This is a genomic window from Corynebacterium flavescens, from assembly GCF_008693105.1.
GTDB classification, from domain to species: Bacteria; Actinomycetota; Actinomycetes; order Mycobacteriales; family Mycobacteriaceae; genus Corynebacterium; species Corynebacterium flavescens.
Window position 1 is genome coordinate 101648 of sequence record NZ_VXKK01000026.1, and the last position, 23229, is coordinate 124876.

A 23229-nucleotide genomic window follows, 5' to 3' on the forward strand; every position below is an offset into this window, starting at 1 on the left:
GATTAGATCGCTGTGAATCCAAATGATGAGTTTGCAGTCAAGCAGGTGCGTGGCCCCTACGTAAAGCTGCCAAAGCACCCTGATCATTGTGAGACTGTGGATGAGCTCGTCGAGTATGCAAAAGAGCGAAAGAAGAGCGGTGCCGTTCTAGGGGTGGACCTCTTTGCAGGGGCAGGAGGGTTGAGCCAAGGCCTTGCTGACGCCGGTATCGAAGTGATTTTAGGCGTGGACCATTACGAATACGCCGTAGAGACTCACGCGGCCCGATTCCCGGGGATTTCTGCACCTTGGGACATGTCAACTGCAGAGAGCATTGAGCGAATCGTTTCTTTGATGAAAGAGGCTGATATTGATGTCCTTGCTGGAGGTCCGCCTTGTCAGCCATTTTCCAAGGCAGGTAGAAACGGGATACGCCATCTTGTGGAGCAAGGATTAAGGGATCCAATAGATCAGCGGAGGAACCTCTGGAGAGCATATTTGGAGGTCGCTCAACTGGCACGTCCGCGTGCAGTGATAATGGAAAACGTTCCTGATATGGCGCTCGATGATGAGATGTTCATAATGCGTAGCATTATCGAAGAACTGGAGCAGCTTGGTTACACCGTCGAGAGCAAGGTAATTGATACTTGGAGATACGGTGTACCGCAGTTTCGTCAGCGCTACATCTTGGTAGCACTTAGAGATGGGATAGCCTTTAGCTGGCCCCAAGAAGTTAGTAAGAAGGTCACTGTATGGAACGCCATAGGAGACATGCCCGAGGTAGAAGGTGGATGGCGGCCCGAGGGGGATGCTGATGGTTGGATACGGTACGAAGGGCCTAAAACTGAGTTTCAGAAGTACATTCGACGAGGAGTGCCGAAAGAGCAAAGCTGTCGGCTTTATGATCACATAACAAGGCCAGTTCGCGAAGATGACCGCATCGCCTTTGAAATGATGACTGCGGAGACAAAATATTCAGAGTTGCCCGCTAACCTTCAGCGGTATCGTTCGGACATTTTCAATGACAAGTACAAAAGGCTAGATGAGAATGATCTATCTAGGACCATTACTGCACACATATCGAAGGACGGGTATGGGTTTATTCATCCGCGTCAATCTCGTACCCTGACAGTTCGAGAGGCTGCCAGGCTGCAGACATTTCCTGATGATTTTCGTTTTAGTGGTCCACCGAGTGCAGCATTCAAACAGATAGGTAACGCGGTTCCCGTCAGACTCGGAGAGAACATCGGTAGAGGCGTGCTTGAGGCTCTATCGTTGGGGGAAAAGAAGGGCTTCGGGTCGGCTCAGACAGCTCTTGCTCTAGCAAGCTGGTATCGCAGCATTCCTGAGCGTGATCTGACACGCCCTTGGATTCGGGATGGAAATCGATGGCGCATCTTAGTGTGCGAAATTTTCATGGAACGCACCACTTTGGAGCAGGTTAGATTGCTTTGGCCTTTGATAAAGTCGCTTCCCGCTGCTAACGAAGAAGTTGGGGTTTCTCAAACTACTAAGGAAACTATCCTCGCAGTTTTTCAAGGAGAACGTTTTGAGAAGAGGAGGAGGAAGTTCGAGAGCTTAGCATCTTCCATCAACGAACACCCCGAAGCATTTTGGGCACCAAGCATCGATCTGTTGGTTTTTCCTTCTCTCAATTCGGCACTTAAGGAGATTCTAGAGCTAGCTTCCCCTCAAACACGGGCAGAAGATCGAAGCGAAGAACCTGTGATTGTTGCGAAGGGTGTGCTCCGAGTGACTTCTAGATTCCAAGGCATCGACACGGAGAGCCGAAACAAGCAATCAGATGGCAGAATTAGCATCGCGAGGCTAATCGGTCTTAACGAAAACTCGCGGTCGGCACATCTTGCACTGTTTGAGCTTGGTCGTACTGTGTGCGTAAGTGAAATGCCTAGGTGTTCAGTATGCCCACTCCAGCAATGGTGCGTATACGCTCAAAGCGAATCAAGTCGTGATAATCAATCGCAGGTTTTGTTTTAATCGAATCCAAGGTGCTTGGCCAACTCTGGCATCTCTGCCTTCAACAAGTTCGATATCGCATTGAGGGCTTCGAAGTTCCCTGTCCGTGCGGCAGCGGTACGAAGAGCAAGGCCAATTGTCTCACCAGACTCTGCTCCTCCAAATTCCCCCTTCGAGGCTGGGAAGTCATTCTCTTGGGGTGTTCGTTTGGCGTTTTCTCGTCGATATGCCGCATCAGCGGCAATACATAGCTCGTTTACTGGCCTAGTTAGCATCTTTCTAAGCTGACTAGGGAGGTTTACCCGCATCTTCGCTACGTTGATATTAAATGCGTCGTCAAGGGACGTTCCAAAGTCAACCGAAGCCCTGCCAAGCTTTGTATGCTCGTCGATTGTCCTAATTCCAGACCATCCTCCCCACTGAACCAACCTGTCGGCTCGATAAATGTACAGTCCTTGCTGTTTGTTCCACTTGTCAATTCCGGAGGCAGCCTCAAAGGACTCCCTTGAGGAAAAGCTCGTTCGAGAAGGCAAAAGGTAGCGCTTCATGGTTACCGTGTCCGTAATATCACCGTGCTCTACCTCGAACTCATCGACTCCCATGAATTCGGTTTTGGGCTCATCACGTGCAAATGGATCCCAAGGTTGGAGACGCGTGTCATTAACTTCTATTGAAACCGCGGTAGGGGACTCTCCAGAAAGAAATCGGTGGAACACCATCGAAAGGTAAGACGAAAGCTTTGGGCCGAGAGCCTCGATTCTTCTGCGTGCCCAACCGCCTTCCGGAGACTTCACCGGTAGTAGCCGGTCGAGCTTCCGCCAGTACACAATTGTTCCTGGCGAATCACCTAACAACTCTGATTGCGCCTTTACTTGGTCTTCGTCACTGTAATCTAGGGTCACCCAGTCATCGACGGACTGAATAAAGTCAAGATCCAGAACTCGTGCTTGGATTGGATGGTTGTTGGTGCGAGAGATGACTTCGACTCTGCGGCACTGCGAGAGCGACGCAGTCTTCAAACCGAGACCGTAACGGCCCAATTCTTGGCTCAAGTAAGTTCGACGGCTACCGAAGCGCATGGCCTCGTCCACAGCCTTTGCACTCATTCCGCGCCCATTGTCGACTATGGCAACGCAAGACTCAAGACCATTAAAATCAATGCTAATTCTGATTTTGTCAGCGCCGGCCGCAATGGAGTTATCCACGATATCTGCTACAGCAGATTCAAAGCTATAGCCTATATCTCGGAGCGATGTAGTGAGTCGTCGAGCGGAGGGAGCTACGGAAATTTGTTTACTCATTACCCTTATTACTATTTATAGTTTGCGACTTAGAAGCGGCGTAGATGGAGCAGGCTTCCTCAACGATTTCTGTGATCAGCGCTTCTAGTTCAGTTTCGGTATAGAACTCGAAGTCTAGCAGTGGAACGTGACGTCTAATGTTGACCATGACCGCTCGCATAAGGTCACTTCGTGAGAAGTCGCCGTACTCGCGATATTGAAGATCGAATTCTCTAACGATGGCCCGTGCCAAAGCCGGATTGCCCGATAGTCCTGGGCGTTCCATGATTCCCACTGCTTCATCTTCGCCAAGTTTCGAATTGAGGGCGCGGCCTAATGTAGCTTCTCTCCACCAGAGTTTTCTAAAGACATTCCTATCGACACCTAGCCAGCGCTCAAAAGCAGGCTTTTTGGCCCGATTGGGGTACCTCCAAGCAGCGATATCCGGAAGCAGAATCATGGTTAAGAAATTCCAGATCTCTTGATTTGCAGCTTCTGCGGGGATGAGATCCATGTGATCGTATAGGATTGCTGCTGCCTTTTGGTCGAAGTCTCGAACCTTCTGACGACCAAGAGGATTAGGGAAAGCTGATTCCTGAGCAGCTGCGAGAATCTCCTCTCTTAGCTTTTTGAGGCTAGTGGGGCTCACCTTTTCCGTTGCAACAGAATCGTGGAATTCCATGGGACTATGGGTGGCTGCGTTCTGCGTGAGTGCTGAAGGATCCTCAAACTGCGAATACTCACTGATAAGTGTCATTGCGTAGGCATCTGTAATTCTAGGATAGTAACTAATCGTCATTTGACATCCTTGAATGCTAGAGCTTGAGCTGCTGAGAATAGCGACGGAGTGTCCCGAGGAACATCTTCCAGAGGAGTATCTGGAAATAGCAACGAAGCGAGGTTAAGTATGGTTTCCGCCAATGAACCAGAGTAGAGTGCGCTCTCGAAGAAGTCATTGAGCTCTGCTAGCTCGCCACACTTAAGTAGTAGTTGAACCATTATGTCCGTTTGGAGAAATGCATCCCAAACCGCTTTTTCTTTTTGGTTTGGGTTCTCCAGCATCCGCAGACACGTTTTGTTGTGAGTGTTTAGGAAGATGCGCAACCCTGCTTGTACGGGGAGCATTAGCTCGGTGCTGACCTCTACTCTCCACATTGCACCATCATGGGGCAATGCAGCTAGTTTGAAGTCAATCGGTGTGATAGGCATTTGCGCGGCGGCGCCTTCTAAGCGGATCCGCAGAACGTCGCTCTGCCACAACTTGGATCCTAGGCGTTCGGCGGTAAGCTGACCGTCGACTGCTGTGCCAGCTTGGGCTAAGTCTATGCGGATCTGTGCCTGCAAATCGCCGCCTAGGAGCAGGCTGTCAAGGTCAACCTCAAGACGGTTAATGCCATCAGAAATGAGTTTTCGGGCACTAGCTCCTCTTTGCTTAGTTTTGTTTGAACTCCAGCTTATCTGTGCTCCGAAGTGGGGCTTGTTGTCTAAATTCTGGTCTGGATCAAACCCGCATCCCAAGGTGAAAGCAGCAAGGTCTACGTTGACTATCGCGATGATTTTAACTGCAGACTGATAGTCCCAGTTGGGGAGCTCCCTGGAGTTAATGGGAAACTCGTCGTCGTCAATTTTGACCTTGAACTCCTCGACCACGACGCAAGACTTTGGAGGTGTTGGAAAACCAAAACTCACTACGTTAGCCATTGGCGTTATCTTTCTTGTATAGAGAGTTTGCCGTTTGGACGTTGCGTTCGAAGTTGACTTCTAGACGTACTGCAGTGTCCTTGGGCTGAAATACGTCCACGAGCAACTCTTGGTGTTCTTCAAATAGCGCTGTCTTGAGAGACTCTTCTACGCTCCCACTAAGAGTGTCGAGCGAAGCTTCGGATGAGGAATCACGAATTCCCATCACCGATGGAACTGCGATTCCAACTTGGCGAAGGTTCTCTAGGATATTGCCCTGGTCAGAATCAACAATTGGTGTGACTGAAAGCTCCACAGGGAGTTGGCTCGGAGGTATAGCCACATCCAATTGAAAGGTGGTGATCGTCCCACCTGCAGTCTTTCTTAAGCTCTGTACGCGAGAATCGTAGGTCGGTCGAGGCTTGGAGACAGATGAGTTAGGCCGCGGCTTCTTCTTTTTGGTATCGACGCTGCTGTTTCCTGTTCCGCCAATGGCATTGGAAATTAGAGAACCAAGGGATTGTGAAAGTGCGGTTGCAGCTTTAAGGTGCTGAGACTTTGCATGCGAGTTTCCTGCAGTACCAGTGCTTCTAACCATTTCTTTGAGGCGTCTGAAGAAGATGCTGACTGGATTATTCGTGCTATTCCAGAAGCCTCTCAAGAGCTCGTGGTCTTGGGTAATCGTTTCATAGTTCCATTGGTGATGACCGGCAGGTTCGCTTCTTGCAAAAACAATGTCGGCATCTTCATCTGCGATAAAAACTCCGCAATAGGGCTTTCCTGTGGTCGCCTCTGGAGCTTTGTAGTACTCGACAATCATCCTTGGGTTGCGAATTGTTGCGATGTGACTGGAAACGTCCTTATCAATTATGGTATCGACAATTTTTATTGGCTTAGGGAGATCGATCAGGGACAAAGTTCCCAGTACTTTTTTAGGCCGAATACTTGCTAGCCTGGTCACCCGGCCATTAAAAAAGTGTTCCCAAGCGTTCATCGGTGCATCTTGGTGCTCAATAGCTTGGACAAAGGCATCTATAAATCTCCGTAAGGCTTTGTCTTCGTCCGGATTGATGATCTTTACCGGTTCGCCCTTGAAGGAAACCAGAAACTCAATGGGATCCATTCCCGTATCAACATCGATCATGTGGGGCCAAGCCCAGCGAGTCAGTGAGTTTGCTATTTCCTGCAGGATACCGCGCTGGCGTTGCTCTAAAGGCACGATATCTGATTCTTCAGTTTCAGTACTCGCTGACATATCTGGGCTGAGGATCATAATAGAGGTACCGGTCGGGCGCTCCTCAGTAAAGTGTGCATCTAGCCCCAATAATGAAGCAATTCGATCGGCGGTTTCGCCCTCGAAGGGCTCGGCATATTCTGTGCGGTCGATTCCCGTTTCTTCAATTGCATGCTCACCCCACCAATGCCGGCCTGTATATGCGACTCCGTCTGCGTTGAAGTCTTCGGAGTTTGACATAGCTATCAAGCGGTGGACGCGTCGGTTGTTTTCATCGACAGTTCGCGTGTAGACCACGACGGTGTTCACCTCACTTGCAATGAAGAAGACTCCTTTTCCGAAGCCGTAGGTTCCGCCTGCCAAGACCTTGGAGTCGCTGCGCCCAATGTTGCGTATAAAGGAATTGAAGTCTGTTGGTCCGTCGACAGCAGCGGTAGCTTTGCTAGGTCCCCGTAGTCCATGAGTTCCGGAATCGCTAACACATAAAGCGGTGATGCTATTTTGTCCGAGAGCTTTCTCGAGCTCTGGGATTCCGACGAAGTCATTTCCAAAGACTTCTTGTCGGAGGGTGGACACTTGATCCGCGAATAGCTCGCGGAAATCAATCGCAAATGTCACGCCATCGTCGGTGGAAGCCCTATCTCGAGCATCCCAACTATTCTGGAGAGTTTCACGGGTAAACATGTCCCAAGCTGATAGGGCTTGGCTTTTCATCGTACGTGTTACAGAGGTGGCGTATACGTCACCTGAGGGATCAAAAGGCTTTTTGTGATGGTAGGGCATAGTCTCTATCGAATGTATGTGGGGAAGTCTCTGTGTCCAGGAACGCTCGCAGGCCCTGCAAGGTCGATGGAATAAGAGAGGTTTTGGATACGATTTTGGTCGTTAACTAACTTGACTTGGGGAAAATCCCGTGTGATTTCAAACTCATGTACATCTACGGCGAAATAGCTGCCGAATTTTTGGCGGTTCTGTTTGCTGAAAAAATCAATGCCGAACTCTTGTGTTTGCTCAATAAAGCGCTCCACATCAAACTCTGAGAAAGCATTCAGCTTTTCTATCAAGTTAGGAATCGAGATCGGACCGTCTAGATGGCGCTCATATCGTCGAAAAACTAGAACTAAGGGCTTGTCATTCAGAGTGTCTAGTTGATCCGCACCGTGGATAGTGGCGAGGAGCCTCTCTGCTGAAGAAGTCGCTTTGCATTCCACCGCGCAATCTGAGAACTCAAAGTCGTGCTTTCCGCTCTGGGGACCAAACCAAGACTCGAGGGGATGAGGAGAGTTGTCTTCAAATAGTCCGATAAGCACTTCAAGCTCGGCTAAGAGGCCTACTTCGGTCTCGGGTGAGATTGGCGCATGCTTGGCTCCTGCGAAAAGGCGGCGCCATTTTGCTAACTGCCCAGCAACATCCTGCGGGCCAGTGTGGGGGTTCTCATCGAGGAAGTTCAGGATTTCGTCAATGAAGAAGTAGAAGATAGCTTCATGATTCAGGTCTTTCAGGGCAAGACGCGTTTGAAATGCTCTAACGCCGTTACTGTTCAGACGAGAACTCTTTGTTAAGTGGATCGCAAGGCTTCTACGGTCTTCAGTAAATATCTCCAAATCTTTGGCACTACATGGAATATCAATTCCAATCTCGCCGTTTTCCTGAACAAAGCAGATGACTGGGCCTGCTTCGATTTCTACACCCGACTCGAGAACCCATTCTTGACCAGGCTTGAGCGAATCATCTTTCCGAGCGGCCTGAAAGAGGAACGCAGCTCTATCGAACGCTGGCACTACTTGTCTCCATCTTCAAACTCATTAGAGAAAGCCTCTTCTTCAGACTCTTGAATCAAGCGCATTGTTTCAGCGTCGATCGGTTCTTTCGCGCTGACGTAGTCTGCGGTGATGTCGGGGTTGTTTGAATTCGGGAAGAAGAGTCCAATGCCGATGATCGTCTCTACTGCATCTAGGTCTTTCCTCCGGTTCCTTATATCGATCTCTTTGCCAGATTTTGAGAACCGTTTCTGTGTGGTTTTGGAAAGTGGATTGATTGCGTAGATAGCGAGGTGTCCCACATCAGAGCCCACATGTTCCTCGTATGCGTCCAGCAGCCTTGATTCCGTAGTTCCCTCAGTACTCGAAAGCTCTTTCAGTATTTGTGACCGAGCAGCGGAATCGATATCCGCGGTATTGATGCGATCCATTGAACCTACCAAGGCTTTTATGTTCGCTACATTCGGATTTGAATTCGCGATCATTTGTGAGCGGTTGATTAGCGGGAGATTTGTCCCGAGGCCCAAGTCTATGGTCTCTTCATCGTCCTTATGGCTCTTTCCATAGAAAGAGACGTCCCAACTACGAATCGAATCTGTATCGTGCTCGCGCTTCAGGTACTTCTTCAGCAGTGCTGCGTCGTTCTTTCCTAGATTCGATTCCTCGTAAATGGTGTAGTTGTCCAAGAACTCTTCGATGATGGAAGGGGAGATGCCTCGGAAAACTTGCGTGCCGTTGCTCTTGGGAATTTCGCGCACACCAGCTGACTTGATCTCAGCAACGAGCCTTTTGGTCGCTTCAATGTTCGACTCTAGCCACTGCCTGTCTTTGTGCCGAAAAAGGATCGTTTGAACCTTTTGCCCTGAATAGCTAATGCTTGCGGGGCGGCTGTCTTGTTGTTTCGCGCGGGCGGTGACTTCCATGGAGGGATGAACTCGAATTCGTGCTTGGAAGTCCATTGGGGTGAGGTTCTCTTTTGTATAGCGTGAGAGGTCGCGTCGGAGATCCGCTTCGACTAATGATAGATCTTGGAACCAAGACTCCAGCTCCTCCGTCATCCAGATACGAGGCAGGTCGCCGTAACCATTCCTGAACCCAAACCATCGGCCCATCTGAAGCAGAGTGTCATAGGCAGTAGCAGTTCTTACAAAGTAGCTTGAAACTAATCCTTCAAGAGTTAATCCTCTTGCAAGCGTGTTTCCACCAACGGCAATGACGGTCAAAGGACGTCCGGTGCTGTAGTCTAGGCGGTGTTCAGATATTCCGTTATCCATAACAACCTCGATGTCATTGAGGACGCGGGGAATATAAGCGTCTACTTCCTCAAAGGTAAGCGGTTTGTACCCTAGTTGCTCCGGAGGCACCGTAGAGATCTCCGATTCCCACTGCTTACGAAGCTCGTTGCGCAGATTATCCTTCTTGTAGTGAGATTTGAGAATACGTACGTGTTCGGCGATTAGGTCGCGTAGTTGTTCGTGAGCGACAGTTCGAACGGCGGTGTGGACCAGCATTGAAGAATGCTTGGAGGCTTGACCTCGGGCATGTCGTGCGGCAGTGGCGAGGATAAACCAACGGATTGCTTCGTCGAGTGAATCGGGAATGCTAGGGTCCCAGGCTTCTCCTCCGTTCTTCTTGCTCGGCGGGCGAGTCTGGTCTACTTCGGATTCGTCGATGGTGCGTATCATATTGAGTCCGTCGGATTCGATATATTCTTCACCCGACAGCGGGGCTCGCCCAAAAATGGTCTCAGTTCCGAAGTAACCATTCGGCATCGGGAGCACGTGGATGAAGTCCTTCGGGTAAATATCTTGGTCCTCATTAGGGTCGATGAGGATGTTTGCGAACGGAGTCGCAGAATATGCAACGTAGGCAGTCTTGCTGTTTCTCAAAAGCTCGCGTATTTGGGCATTAATCCTCGAGACTTCTGACTGGGCTTTGGGCGAAACATTGATGCTTGCTTGGTCTGATTCATCGTCGATGACCAAGATAGGAAGCTCTTTGGTCGAAGTCCCACCATTTTTGAGGAGCTGGTTAAGAGCCTTTAAGACGTGTCCATTCTTCTTTACCACGGCAATCATTCTGTTATCAGAGTTGCTGAAGAAGGAACTCGCATTGTTATGGTTGGCAAGAAACTTGGACTTGTTGAAGTCGGATTCAATGTCGGTAAGGTGTATCCATCCAGACGTGCCAGAAATTAATTGTTCGTCAATACGCGCTTGAGTTTGTTTGCGGAGATTATCAGTTAATCCAGCCAAGACAATGATGAGTCGATAACCTACATCGGCAGCTTTTGCTATCAGCGAGATAAAGTTCGTCGTCTTACCGCTTTGTACGTAACCAAGAACGAGGCCGCGAACGTTAATGGTTGACTCCGCTGGGGGGCGCAGGGAACCGAGTGTGACACTGGAAGCTGCGTCAACGTCATTGAGAGCGGCACCAAGAATTGGTTCAAGTACTTGTTTTACGTGCGGCCAGTAGATGTGGTCTTGTTCTCGAGGGCCGCTGTACCAACTGCCTTTTTCCAGTTCCTTCCTGTTCGTGATGTCAATTCCCTCATACTTAGCAATCTTCCCAGTTTCGCGTAGAAAGCGGGATCGTGCCTCTTCCATGACCTCTGCCGGAGGTTGTGCGTATGGGTTAGAACAGACCTTTTCAATTGCCGCGTCAATTGAGTGGCCTGAGCCCACTATGTCTCTGATTATGTCGAGAATGTAGCTTACTTCTCGGCTGACGGAGCTATCTGACATTTTCGTTTCCCTTACCTGAGTAGACACCGTTTAAGACATTACATTGGCAGCGTTCCGGTGTCGTCGAGACCGACAATTAGACCCGAAGCGGCACTGCATCAACCTTGTGCCGCCCGGTGGCGTAGTAGATGCCGGTCATGAGCACGATGAATCCGACACCGACGCCGAGGGAGACGCGGTAGTCGGCCTGCCAGACCATGATGCCGAAGGTGAAGATGATAAACGCGATGGCGATGTACTGCCCCCAGGGCCAGAAGGGCACCTTGTAGGTGAGCTGGGCAAGGTCGGCCTTGTCCATGCCGCGGCGGGAGTAGACGTGGGCAAGCAGGATCATCAGCCAGACGAAGATGGTGGCGAAGGTCGCCAGGGAGGCGATGATGGCGAATACATTCTCGGGGATAACGGCGTTGAGGATGGTGCCGACGATCATCACGATGACGAGGATGACGGTGGACATGACAGGAATGCCTCGCAGCTGCTTGGACATCACGGCGGGGGCGAGGTTCTGCTTGGCCAGGCCGGTGAGCACGCGGCCGGCGCCGAAGAGGTCGGCGTTGATGGCGGAGAGCGCGGCGGTAATCACCACGAAGTTGAGCAGGCCGGCGGCCCAGGAGACACCCAGGGAGCTAAAGATCTGCACGAAGGGGGATTCATCGCCGGTGATGGAACGCCAGGGGTTGAGCATCAAGATGACGAGGATGGCCAGGACGTAGAAGAGCAGGATGCGCACGGGCACGGTGTTGATGGCCTTGGGCACGGAGACCTCGGGGTCCTCGGCCTCAGAACTGGCGACGCCGATGATCTCAGTGCCGCCGAAAGCAAAGAGCACCAAGATGAAAGAGGCGATAAGGCCCTCGGCGCCGTTGGGGAAGAATCCGCCATCGTTGACGAGGTTGGCAGGGCCGGTGGTGGTGGAGGCTCCGGAAAGCCCGAAGACCAAAATGGCGGCACCGCCGATGATCATGGCAACCACCGCGCCGACCTTGATGGTGGTAAAGGCGAACTCGAGCTCGCCGAAGGCGCGCACGCCGGCGACGTTGGCGGCGCCCACAATGAGTAGGGTCACCGCCACCCAGACCCATTGCGAGACATCGGGGAACCACAGCTTCATGTAGATGCCAATCGCCGTGAGATCCGCCAGAGCCACGATGACCATCTCAAAGGCGAACATCCAGCCGGTGATGTAGCCGGCCCAGCCACCCATGTAGGCACGTGCGTACTCCGCGAAGGAGCCGGTGATGGGGTTGCGCACGGCCATCTCACCGAGGGCGCGGAGCATGAAGTAGACCACGGCGCCGCCGAGGAGATACACCAAAAGTACCGACGGCCCGGCCGCCTGGATGGCGCCAGCAGAGCCGTAGAACAGGCCGGTTCCAATGGCTGAGCCCAGTGCGATGAAGTGCAAGTGGCGGTGTTTGAGGCCCGCGCGCGGAGAGGTTCCGGACATGGAGATCCTTCTATCTAAAAGAGAAAAGTGATTGCTTTAACCCAAGTATCTTCTAAGAAAAACTAATTCCCGGCAAACCGTCTCAAGCGCTCAGCGCCCGGGCGACTGCATCCGCCATGGCTTGCTGCCCCGCGTGGGTGGGGTGCATGGGGAAGGAACCGGTGTTCTCCCCAGTGAAATCCACCCAGGGATCGGGGGAGCAGCCGGTGTGTTGCGCGGCGTCGTCGGGCAGCACGAAAAGGGCGCCGTGGCGTGCAGCGGCGTCCGCTACCGCCAGGTTGATGTCCTGAATTGATTGCGAAAGCCACTGCCTATCCGTCGCGGCCAGGGGAGCAATGGCCGCGCAATCATCCGTGGAGGTGATAAGCGGCATATAACCAGTGGCGACGACGCGGGCGTTGGGCGCGCGCTTGGCGAGTTCCTCATAAAGCACATCAAGGCGCCGCGGAAGATCGGAAATCTCCAGCGCGATCTGCTGGCCGTGCTCCTGCTGGCAGGTTGATTCCTGGGCGCCTCGCTCGAGGCACGAGGCCATGAGGATGAAGCTGGCGTCGTTGCCGCCGATGCTCAAAGTCACGAGATCCGTTATCGGGGTCAGTGCGTCTACCTGGGGAGGATGCTCGCCGGCGGAGCTGAGTACGTCGAGCGTGGTCGCACCCTGGCAGGTGACGTTGGCGAGCGTTTCTACGTCAAGCTCCTTGGCCAGAAGCTCCGGATAGGAGTCTTGGGCGCGCACGCAGGTATTGGGAGGATCCAATGGAAGCGCAGTCGAGCCCATGGCGGAATAGGAATCCCCCAGGGCGACGTAGACTTCTGGACTCCAAGGTGCCGGAGATTCTTCAGTGGACTGGCTGGGAGGGGCAGGCTGCGAGGAGCATCCCGCAAGGAGGCCCACACCGAGGATGACAGCCGCCAGTTTCTTCATGTTCGTCATGGTAGCCCAGCCGTCGCAGTGTGACAGGCGCCGGGAGTGTGGCCAGGGTGTGTTTATGCCCATCATCGGGTGGACGAATAGTCTTTGCTGGCGTAGTCGCGTACTGTGGAGCGAGCAATGAGCATTACCGATAACGCCACCGGCGGCACGAAAGAGCCGGAAGAATTTACTAAGTCGGAATCTCAGGAAATCTCGCAAGGTGATATTGACAACACCGGGGCTGCGAATACTTCTGAGGACGCCGGCGCTGAAGATACTTCAGCCAATGACAACTCCCAGGGGTTTGCAAACCTCGGCCTGCCTGATGATGTGCAGCAAGCCGTTGCGAAGGTTGGGTACACCCAGCCGTCCCCTATCCAGGAACAAACCATCCCGATCTTGATGGAAGGCCGCGACGTCGTCGGCCTTGCCCAGACCGGTACCGGCAAGACCGCAGCTTTCGCGCTGCCCGTCTTGTCGCAGATTGACGTCAAGGCCCGCCACCCGCAGGCCCTCGTCCTTGCCCCCACCCGTGAGCTTGCACTGCAGGTTGCGGATTCTTTCCAGACTTTCGCCGATCACCTAGGTCGCATTGAGGTGCTGCCTATCTACGGTGGTCAGGCTTATGGCATTCAGCTCTCCGGCCTGCGCCGAGGAGCACAGGTCATCGTGGGTACTCCCGGCCGTGTCATCGACCACCTAGAGAAGGGCTCACTGGATATTTCCCAGCTGCGCTTCCTCGTGCTCGATGAGGCTGATGAGATGCTCAACATGGGCTTCCAGGAGGATGTCGAGCGCATCTTGGAGGACACCCCGGAGGGCAAGCAGGTTGCTTTGTTCTCGGCGACCATGCCCAATGGCATCCGCCGCCTGTCCAAGCGCTACCTCAACGACCCAGCCGAGATCACGGTCAAGTCCGAGCGTCGCACCAACGACAACATCAAGCAGCGCTACCTGCTGACCCCGCACCGTCAGAAGATGGACGCGTTCACGCGCATCCTCGAGGTCATTGACTACGACGCCATCATCGTGTTCTGCCGTACCAAGCATGAGACCGAAGAGGTAGCGGATCAGCTCAAGGAGCGCGGATACAATGCTGCTGCCATCAACGGCGACATCGCCCAGCAGCAGCGTGAGCGCACCGTTGATCAGCTCAAGGATGGTCGCCTCGACATCCTCGTGGCTACTGACGTTGCCGCGCGTGGCCTCGACGTTGACCGCATCACGCACGTGGTCAACTTCGATATCCCCAACGACACCGAGTCCTACGTGCACCGCATTGGCCGTACTGGCCGCGCGGGTCGTACCGGTGAGGCGATCTTGTTCGTCACTCCGCGCGAGCGTCGGATGCTGCGTTCCATCGAGCGCGTCACCAATGCACGCTTGGAAGAGATGGAACTGCCTACCGTTGATGCCGTCAACGACAAGCGCAAAGAGCGTTTCGCGCAGGCCATCACGGATAATCTCGAGACCAAGCAAAGCGAATTGTTCCGCGGCCTAGTGCGCAAGTACTCCGAGACCAACAACGTTGCGATGGATGACATCGCTGCCGCATTGGCCGTACAGCTGCAGGGCGGAACTGAGTTCCTGCTCAAGGATCAGCCTGCCTTCAAGAAGGATCGCCGTGACCGCGACCGCTTCAGCCGCGACGACCGTGGAGACCGCGGCGACCGCGGACATCGCGGAGGATTCCGTGACCGTGATCGCGGAGACCGTGGCCCCCGTCGCCCGGATGGAGATTTCGAGACCTACCGTCTCGACGTCGGCAAGCGTCAGAACGTGCGCCCAGGCGCCATCGTCGGTGCCATTGCCAACGAGGGTGGCCTGTCCTCCAAGGACTTTGGCCGTATTACCATCGCCGTGGGGCATACCCTCGTCGATCTGCCCAAGGGCATGGACCCGCAGGTGCTCGATCGTCTCAAGGACACCCGCATCTCTGGCCAGCTGATCAACATCCAGAAGGACTCTGGCCGTCCGCCTCATCGTGGCGGCGGAGACCGTGATCGCGGAGATCGTGGTGGACGCGGTGGTTACCGCGGAAATCGCGACCGTGACCGTGGTGGTCGCGGCGGCTGGCGCGACTAAGTAATCCCAGCGTAAAAGGCCTCTAGTGAACTAGGGGCCTTTTACGTGTTTTGTGGGGGCTCACTATATTCGGGGGTAGATGTCGGTGGCATGGTTTAGGCTGTGATTCGAAAGGGTATTCGATGCTTTTGTTTCACGGGGGAGTGACAACCAATGACTACCGCCTTTTATGCCAATACCAACCCAGCACACGAGGTTTCTGCTGCTGCCACAGTGCTGCGGCGGGAAGAATACTTGTTCTGGCGCTCGCTGCAGCCGGAGGAGGACGCCGATATTGACATCGTCGTGGCCACTTTGTCTGGGCTTACAGGAGCAAGTGAGGGACGCATCACGCGGATCATCTACACTTTTGTGCGCTTAGAGGAGCTTCCGCGCCTGCGTGCGGAGCAGGAGGAAAGCTTCCATCTCGACCTAGACAGGCTCATAGCCATAGATTCGGCACTGTCGAAACTGGGGGACGTCGCACAAGAGACTTTGCAGGATATCGACGAGGAACTGACCAGATACCTCTCAGCGCGCCAGCCCAACCAGAAGTTGCCTTCACATCGAAACCTGCGGCGGAAGTTGCGGGATATTTTGATGCGCAAGGACTCCTCAATCGCTGCCAAAGACCCGCGGCGTCGCCCTGCCTATGGCGTGTATCCCATGGGCAAGGATAGTGCCACACTTAGCCTCGATGTGGACTTAGAAACTGCGGCCGTCATCGACGCCAATGTCGCTTTTCTTGCTGAGCGCGACAACATCACTCGGGCAGGAGCAGCGATAGCGCTGCTTAGCGGGGAATCTGTTGCGGGGGCTAAGGTCACGCTCAATGTTTATAAGTCTGATTGTCCGGACGCGCCAGGCTTCATCCAGGAGCTGGGCTGGGTGCCGTCCGAGGTAGTTGAAAGGCTGGCTGCGCGTGCTAGTACCGTGCGTGACATGGATGCGGCACAGCGTGCCGTCTCGCCCAACTACGTCACGCCTGCTGGTATCGGCGCTTATGTTGAGGGTCGTGATGCAGTGTGCCGCTGGCCCGGTTGTGACGTTCCTGCGCAGGATGCTCAAAAGGATCATCGTATTGACTTCGCGGATGGTGGCCCGACCTCAGCGGCCAATCTCGCGAGCCTGTGTCAACACCACCACAACATCAAGACTGATGGCCGGGCTCGCTACATCATGGACCCAGTCAGTGGGGATATTGTCTGGCTCTTTGAGGATTCAACTTGGATCTACGATGAGGCCACGGGCCCTTTGGCGCCGCGGAAAAGGAACTGGGTCCGCACGGTGGCGCAGGCCACGCAGGGCAGAAGAAAAGCCGCTCACGACGAGGCGCAGCGGCTAAAGAAAGAGCTCGATGATGAGGTCTTAGACGAACATCAAGCAAGCACAGATAACCCACAAGAGGTTGAAGATCCCACCCATGGCGGCCAGTGACTTCTTGGTCGCGGCGAAGTCCTCACCAGAGTTCTCTTCGAGTGCAGCGAGGGACTTCTTCTGCTTCGGGATGATAAGGAAGAAAAGGAGGCACCAAGCAACGATTGCCACCAAGATAGCGATGTGGAACTGAATCTCGGACTTGTAGGTGGATAGGTCCGCGAGGAATACGCTGATGCCCAGGATCGGAACGATGGCAGAAATATAGCCATAGGTGCTGGTTATGTTGTGCAGAAGGCGTGCTGCGCCTAGTGCGGAGACGTCACCTTGGGATGCCTTGAGCATCTGGGACTGGTAGGTCGAGGTCGATACGCAGACGGGGCCGATTAGCAGTAGGGCTGCGATGACGTGCAGGAAAATCAGAAAAGATGTCACGGGGATGTGTGGCCTTTCAAAGGACGGAACGTACACCCTGAGCCTATCTAACCTGGAAGCAGGAACTCGAATCGACACTGCCTACGCATCACCGATACGTCTGCGGTAGGCAGCGAAAGCTCGTATGCGCGTGCTATCTCTGCCAGGCGTGTAGAGTAGGCGCAGCGCTTCTTCGGGGGTAGCCACTCTGAAGGGAGGCTATCGGACTTCTGTTGGTTGAGGCTGCGCTGCGTGGCCACCAGATTGAGAGGATCATTAGCAAAGCGCGCCCGCTTGCTCCGATCCCAGTTGTGTGCTCCCATGTCCCAAGCAGCGGAGAGGGGAAAGACGTGGTCGACTTCCACGGCTTCGCTATTGGACACTGCTTGGTCGGAGTATGGATCGTAGAACGTTCCGCCTGTGACTCGGCAGTTGAGAACGCTCGCCTGTGTTGACTGCGCTAAGCGCACAGCCTCGCGGGTAGTGCACTGGCCATGTGGCTGCCAGCTTCCAAAAAGTGCGCGGTCATATCCGAGGACGTCTTGGCGCTGGGGCACCGTAGCGATGTCCAAGCGGGGGCCGGGATATAAATACAACAGTGTCAAAAACGTCAAAGCCGCCAAGAAATAGAACTTCATGTCCTATTTGACTTGGCGGCGAGAAGGTACGTTCCTTAGTCTTGGACCTTTTGCGCGGCCTTTTCGAAGTCGACGTCTGCATCCTTGGCGGCCAGCTTCGAGAGCTTGGCGGCCTGCTCGAACTCTTGAACAACCTCGTTAGAAGGTTGCTTGGTAGCGAGGGAAACGACGACAGCCGCAACAAGGGCGGCGAGGAATCCGGGGACGATTTCGTAGAGGACGTCGGAAAGCGGCGACACACCCCAAGCAATGGTGATGACGGCTCCGACCACCATGCCCGCAATAGCACCGGAGGAGCTGAGGCGCTTCCAGTACAGCGACAACAAGATGATTGGGCCGAATGCGGCACCGAAGCCGGCCCAAGCGAAGCCGACCAAACCGAGGATGGAATCCGAGGGGTTGATAGCGAGCACACCTGCGAGAACGGCGATGGCGACCACCGCGGTGCGGGAAAGATTGATGAGCACGGCTTCGCTGGGCTTGCGCTTGACGAAGATGGTGTAGAGATCCTCGATGAGGGAGGAGGAGACGACCAGCATCTGCGAAGACATGGTGGACATGATGGCCGCTAGAACGGCAGTGAGGACCAGACCAGCGAATAGTGGGTGGAAGAGGATCTGAGCCATGTCCAAGAAGATGGTCTCGTAATTTTGGGTGTCCGTGATCGTGTAGTTCTTCTGAGTGAAAAAGACCGTGCCAATGATGACGACGAAGACAGCGCCGATGATCGAGAGCGACATCCAGGCAATGGCGTAGAAGCGGCCGGCCTTGGCATCGGCGGGCTTGCGCAGCGCCATGAAGCGGACAATGATGTGCGGCTGGCCAAAGTAGCCTAAGCCCCAAGCCAAGTTGCCGATGACAACTGCGGCGGAGACTCCAGAGAACACTGAGAAGTAGTTGGGGTTGTCGATCTCGCCGTTGGGGCCATAAGGATGGTTGCTAGCGAAGCTAAAGATATCCATTGGGTTATCGAGCGAGATGAAGGCCATGATCGGAACGATGAGTAGGGCAGTAAACATCATGAGGCCTTGGACCACGTCGGTATAAGAAACGGCCAAGAAGCCACCGACGAAAGTATAGAACACGGTAACGGCAGCAATGATGAGCATGCCAACGAGGTAGTCGCCGTTGAATGTCGATTCGAAGTAGCGGCCGCCGGCGACCATGCCGGAGGAGACGTAGAAGGTAAAGAAGAAGATGATGATGGCTGCGGCAAGGACGCGCAGGATGCGGGACTTGTCGCGCAGGCGGTTCTCAAAGAAGGAAGGCACGGTGATGGAATTGCCGGCTACTTCGGAATAAGAGCGCAGACGTGGTGCGACCCACGTCCAGTTCGCCCACGCACCGATAATGAGACCGACGGCAATCCAGATTTCGGAGAGACCGGTCAAGAAGAGCGCTCCTGGCAGGCCCATGAGCAGCCAACCAGACATATCTGATGCGCCTGCGGAGAGCGCCGCGACGAATGGATTCAGGCCACGGCCGCCGAGGACGTAATCGTCATACTCGTCGGTTTGTTTGTAGCTCCAGAATCCGATTGCGGCCATCGCAAGCAGATAGATAATCATCGCGATGACGTACCAAGTGGAGTCTTGCACTGATTTCTCCTCGTAGATAGTAGGGACGTTCCCACGCTAGCGAGCACGAAGCGGGCACCCAACTCCATTTCACCTGTTCTTAACGTGTGGCGCAGTTCATTCACAGTCTATTTCAATGTCTCAACAGGTAAAACAGCAGAATATAACGACGGTATAACGATTGGGGCGGGAGCGTTGCATTCTGTCTAATAGCTGAAGCGCTCATGCGAAAGGGGCGCTGCTAAACTGGCATCTATGGCTTCTTACCTTTTGCATGGACTTTGGTTACCCGTCTCGGGCCTTAGTCTATGGATTGAACAGGTAGAAGGGCACAAGATAGTCCTGCCCTCCGCCGTGCCCGATGGTGCATTTCCCGAGGCGGTGGAGGCGCTGTTAAAGAAGAAGTCTTTCCGCAACCGCGCCCGAGTCTCTTTGCGTACGCCGAAGGGCAAGGACGTCTCGTTGATGGTCCCCATGGCGATGTTTGCGCCCGAGGAGGCGGTGTCTGCGCTCGCGGGTCTATCCATTCTGGATGATGGCAACGCAGCAGCCAGCCCGCAACAGCGCGAGTCCATCGCGCCTGATTTGTTTTGGCTCATCCGGGCCTACCGCGGACTGCGGGCCTTCGTGCGTGCCGGGCGCGTAACGATAAGGCTGTCCTACCAGGCTGGCGAGTGGTACCCGATGTGGCAACTAGCTTCGGGACTGGGAGAGCGTGGCTGGCTGGGGGAGATGATCGCCGCAGCTCCCGGAATCTTGTCTATCAATAATCGTTCACTCTCGGAGGACCTAGCCGAGGAGTTGACTCACTGGATCGCCTACGTGGAACTGCGCCACCTGACCCAGGCGGCGCGGCCTTATCCCTGGCACGATTTTGCCCAGGCGCTGCTTACTACCTCGCCGGTCAAGCGTGGACGCGCACAGCTTCTGCGTGGCCTCAACGAGTGGAAAGACTCGATTACCTCGGTGGACCTACAGCTGGTATTCATCGTCGAGGAGCCGCCCAAGGATGAGGATCCGGGGCAGTCCGCCTGGCCCATTAGGGTGCAGGTGCGCTCGGGTACGGACTCTCCGCAGCCAATTAGGCTCGACAGCCTTGACCGGGCAAGTGTGGAACGTCTGCGAGAGGATCGTCGTAAAGCGATCGCCATCGCGCCCGTATTAGGGGAGTCCCAATTGCCGGTTGACCCAGATGCCGGGGATTGGGACGTGTACCTGCGCACCGACAGCCTAGTTTCTTTCATCGGAGCGGATGCCGCCGCGCTCAAGGCCGCAGGGTTTACCGTCATGCTGCCCAAGGCGTGGGCGCAGATGGAAACCAAGGCCAAACTCGAGACCCGCGAGGTGCGCGACCCTGCCGAGGGCTCCACGAAGGCGCACCTAGGCATGGACAAGCTGGTTGAATATGACTGGCACATGTCGGTTGGGGACATCGAGCTCAGCGATGAGGAGATGCAACAGCTTGTTGAGTCGAAATCGGGGTTGATTCGCCTGCGCGGAGATTGGGTCATGGCGGATACCCAGTCGATATCGAAGATCTCTGAGTACATGGAGGAGCTGGCTCAGACCGCTAACAAGCGGGCCAAGAAAGAACTGGAGCGCCTCGCCGCAGCCGCCGAAATGGCTCGCCAGTTGGAGCAGCCGGGGTGGCAGGAGCTGGTGGCGGACGTCGAAAAGCGCCGCCAAGAGTTCAACGATGGCCAGATAGAGCAGGTTTCCGTGGCCGAGCTGCGGGAGCTTGCGTTGACCTCCATGGCGCAGGAGCCGATAGAGTTCACCGGATCGACCTGGCAAATGGCGTTGCTCGGAGGCATGTCCACGCAGGCGCCGGAGAGAATCGAATTGCCAGAGACCATTCATGCGGAGCTGCGCGAGTATCAACGGCGCGGCGTGGATTGGCTCTACTGGATGTCCCGCAACAATATCGGCGCGGTCCTCGCCGACGACATGGGCCTGGGCAAGACACTTCAGCTGCTCTCGCTCGTTGCGGTGGAGAAGACACGCGCTGAGGCAGCAGGGCCCACGCTCATCATCGCCCCGACCTCGGTGGTGGGGAACTGGGCGCGCGAGGCAAAGAAGTTCGTGCCCGATTTCCGGGTTCTGGTCCAGCACGGCTCGGATCGCCTGCGTGGTAAGCAGCTGGTGGACGAGGCAGCCAAGATGGACTTGGTCATCACCTCCTATGGCACCGCTGGGCGGGACTTCGCCGTTCTGGGCCAAGTGGAATGGGACCGCGTGGTCCTCGACGAGGCGCAGGCCATCAAGAATGCGGCGACGCGTTCCTCCAAGGCCGTGCGTTCTCTGCCCTCTCGTCACCGCGTGGCTCTTACGGGTACGCCCGTGGAGAACCGCCTCTCGGAGATGCGCTCTATCCTCGACTTTTGTAATCCCGGGGTGCTCGGCAGCGCCTCCTTCTTCCGCAACCACTTTGCCAAGGCCATCGAGCGCGAGGGCAGTGAGGTTATGTCGGAGCGGCTGCGGCAGCTCACGGCGCCCTTTATCCTGCGTCGCCTCAAGACCGATCCCAGCATCATCGATGACTTGCCGGAGAAGTCGGAACAGATTGTTACGGTGTCGATGACCGAGGAACAGGCGGCCTTGTACAAGGCGCTTGTCGACGACGTTCAGAAAACCCTCAACGAGAAACACGGCATAGCCCGCCGCGGTCTGGTGCTGGCCTCCCTCACACGCATCAAGCAAATCTGCAACCATCCCGCGCACTATCTGGGCGATGGCTCCGCGGTGACCATCAAAGGCAGGCACCGCTCCGGTAAGGTCAAGGAGCTCATGCGGATCGTGGACGGCGCCGTCGAGAGCAACGAAAGGTTGCTGATCTTTACCCAGTACCGCGCGTTTGGCAGCATCTTGCAGCCCTATCTTTCCCAGCAGCTGGGCCGCGAGATTCCTTTCTTACATGGCGGGGTGACCAAGAACAAGCGCGACCAGATGGTCGAGGACTTCCAGTCTCCCGATGGACCGCCTGCGATGATCCTTTCGCTCAAGGCGGGAGGCACAGGTCTTAACCTAACCGCGGCCAATATCGTGGTTCACATGGATAGATGGTGGAATCCCGCGGTGGAGAACCAGGCCACGGACCGCGCTTTTCGCATCGGCCAGCAGCGCAACGTGCAGGTCTATAAGATGATCACCGCAGGAACCCTGGAGGAATCCATTCAAGATATCCTCGACGGCAAGACCCAGCTGGCCGGCGCGGTGGTCGGGGAGGGCGAAGGCTGGTTGACGGAGCTGGATCCCGAGCAGCTGGCCCAGCTGATGAGTTATAAGGAGTCGGATTAATCGTGGCCGCTGAGCAAGATAATGTCATCTACGCTAATTTCGGCGCGCGCAAACGCGTCTCCTCGCCTGAGCAGGTGCACCGCGTTTCCGCGCTGTCGGACGCTGCTACTCGGGTAACGCAGTTTATCTATAAAAACGCCGATAGCGGCCGCATTTCCCGTGGGCGCCAGTATGCGGCTGGAGGCCACGTCGTAGGCCTAGACGTGCGCAACGGCGCGGTGCATGGCCGAGTGGCAGGCTCCCAAAACGAGCCCTTTGCCGTGCTTATCCAACTGCCTTTCCGCTCCAATGACGATATCGCTCGGATCTCAGAGATCTTCGCCCGTACCCCAAACTCCTTGGCGCAGGCGCGTGAAGGAGTATTTAGCCCTGAGGTGCTCGATCTGCTCTTTGCAGCCGACGCCGATGAACTCAGGTTTTCTTGCACCTGTCCCGATTCTTCATACGTGTGCAAGCACGTGGTTGCGGTCGGGGATAAACTGGCCGTCCGCATCGACGCGGATCCCGCAGTGGCCTTGTCGCTGCGCGGGCTTGACTTGGGCAGGCTCGAGCAATCCGTCCTAGACCAAGCGGAATCCGTGGCTAAGGAAAGCTACGACAACGCCGGCCTCGATGCTGCAGAGCGCAGCAGCCTGTTCTGGGAAGGCCGCGCTTTTCCCGATCTTCCGCGTCCCAAGGTTGCGCCTGCGCTGGAGGATTCCGATCCAGAGCTGTTGCGCAAGGCGATGCGGGCGGTTTCGCACACCAATATCGACCTGCTGCGCGCAGTGTCCGACGTTGAGGATCTTTATCACCATCTCACCCACTAGGCGTCCATGTCCGAGGCGAGTACTAGAAAGGATGGC

At 55.0% G+C, this 23229-nt stretch carries 16 protein-coding genes; 5 read left to right on the plus strand and 11 right to left on the minus strand.

Features of this window, described 5'->3' with window-relative positions; all coding sequences use genetic code 11:
* Window positions 1-12 precede the first annotated feature (12 nt).
* Window positions 13-1977 carry a DNA cytosine methyltransferase gene (gene dcm / locus F4V60_RS04820; protein ID WP_075729583.1) on the plus strand — a complete coding sequence of 655 codons (1965 nt, stop codon included), beginning with the start codon at window positions 13-15 and terminating at the stop codon, window positions 1975-1977.
* On the opposite strand, the gene F4V60_RS04825 is transcribed toward dcm, so the two are convergent.
* From F4V60_RS04825 to F4V60_RS04860, 8 genes are all read right to left on the minus strand, one after another.
* Window positions 1974-3257: an ATP-binding protein gene (locus F4V60_RS04825; RefSeq protein WP_075729584.1), complete on the minus strand. Its 1284-nt coding sequence runs from the start codon at window positions 3255-3257 to the stop codon at window positions 1974-1976. The two genes, dcm and F4V60_RS04825, sit on opposite strands and share 4 nt — an antisense overlap.
* Entirely contained in the window at window positions 3250-4035 is a 786-nt protein-coding gene (locus F4V60_RS04830) for a DUF6339 family protein (RefSeq protein WP_075729585.1), read from the minus strand. The genes F4V60_RS04825 and F4V60_RS04830 overlap by 8 nt, the downstream gene beginning before the upstream one ends.
* Window positions 4032-4937: a hypothetical protein gene (locus F4V60_RS04835; protein WP_075729586.1), complete on the minus strand. Its 906-nt coding sequence runs from the start codon at window positions 4935-4937 to the stop codon at window positions 4032-4034. The genes F4V60_RS04830 and F4V60_RS04835 overlap by 4 nt, the downstream gene beginning before the upstream one ends.
* Window positions 4930-6933, minus strand: a complete 2004-nt coding sequence (locus F4V60_RS04840) for a hypothetical protein (RefSeq protein ID WP_141255828.1) — start codon at window positions 6931-6933, stop codon at window positions 4930-4932. The genes F4V60_RS04835 and F4V60_RS04840 overlap by 8 nt, the downstream gene beginning before the upstream one ends.
* 5 nt (window positions 6934-6938) lie before the next feature.
* A complete protein-coding gene (locus F4V60_RS04845) occupies window positions 6939-7931 on the minus strand; it encodes a PD-(D/E)XK motif protein (RefSeq protein WP_075729588.1) in 993 nt (330 codons plus the stop codon).
* Window positions 7931-10657: a Z1 domain-containing protein gene (locus tag F4V60_RS04850; RefSeq protein ID WP_075729589.1), complete on the minus strand. Its 2727-nt coding sequence runs from the start codon at window positions 10655-10657 to the stop codon at window positions 7931-7933. Before F4V60_RS04850 ends, F4V60_RS04845 begins: the two co-directional genes overlap by 1 nt.
* Before the next feature lie 76 nt (window positions 10658-10733).
* Window positions 10734-12104, minus strand: coding sequence for an amino acid permease (locus F4V60_RS04855; protein WP_075729590.1), 1371 nt, complete (start codon window positions 12102-12104; stop codon window positions 10734-10736).
* 82 nt (window positions 12105-12186) lie between these two features.
* Window positions 12187-13029 (minus strand): SGNH/GDSL hydrolase family protein, encoded by an 843-nt coding sequence (locus F4V60_RS04860; protein ID WP_232315987.1) that lies wholly within the window; start codon window positions 13027-13029, stop codon window positions 12187-12189.
* Window positions 13030-13155: 126 nt separating this feature from the next.
* Between F4V60_RS04860 and F4V60_RS04865 the strand changes: the two genes are divergently transcribed.
* A complete protein-coding gene (locus F4V60_RS04865; protein ID WP_075729592.1) occupies window positions 13156-15102 on the plus strand; it encodes a DEAD/DEAH box helicase in 1947 nt (648 codons plus the stop codon).
* Between the two features lie 153 nt (window positions 15103-15255).
* Window positions 15256-16518, plus strand: a complete 1263-nt coding sequence (locus F4V60_RS04870; protein WP_075729593.1) for an HNH endonuclease signature motif containing protein — start codon at window positions 15256-15258, stop codon at window positions 16516-16518.
* Here F4V60_RS04870 and F4V60_RS04875 read toward each other — a convergent pair.
* The 3 genes from F4V60_RS04875 to putP all read right to left on the minus strand — a co-directional run bounded on the left by F4V60_RS04875 (window position 16450) and on the right by putP (window position 19108).
* Window positions 16450-16893, minus strand: coding sequence for a DUF2269 domain-containing protein (locus F4V60_RS04875; protein ID WP_075729594.1), 444 nt, complete (start codon window positions 16891-16893; stop codon window positions 16450-16452). The two genes, F4V60_RS04870 and F4V60_RS04875, sit on opposite strands and share 69 nt — an antisense overlap.
* Window positions 16894-16940: 47 nt before the next feature.
* Entirely contained in the window at window positions 16941-17444 is a 504-nt protein-coding gene (locus F4V60_RS04880; RefSeq protein WP_307722789.1) for an HNH endonuclease family protein, read from the minus strand.
* A 101-nt stretch (window positions 17445-17545) separates the two neighbouring features.
* Window positions 17546-19108, minus strand: coding sequence for a sodium/proline symporter PutP (gene putP / locus F4V60_RS04885; RefSeq protein ID WP_075729596.1), 1563 nt, complete (start codon window positions 19106-19108; stop codon window positions 17546-17548).
* A 234-nt stretch (window positions 19109-19342) separates the two neighbouring features.
* On the opposite strand from putP, the gene F4V60_RS04890 reads away from it, so the two are divergent.
* Window positions 19343-22384: a DEAD/DEAH box helicase gene (locus tag F4V60_RS04890; RefSeq protein WP_075729597.1), complete on the plus strand. Its 3042-nt coding sequence runs from the start codon at window positions 19343-19345 to the stop codon at window positions 22382-22384.
* On the plus strand, window positions 22384-23193 hold the full coding sequence (locus F4V60_RS04895) for an SWIM zinc finger family protein (RefSeq protein ID WP_075729598.1): 810 nt from the start codon (window positions 22384-22386) through the stop codon (window positions 23191-23193). The genes F4V60_RS04890 and F4V60_RS04895 overlap by 1 nt, the downstream gene beginning before the upstream one ends.
* Window positions 23194-23229: the final 36 nt, after the last annotated feature.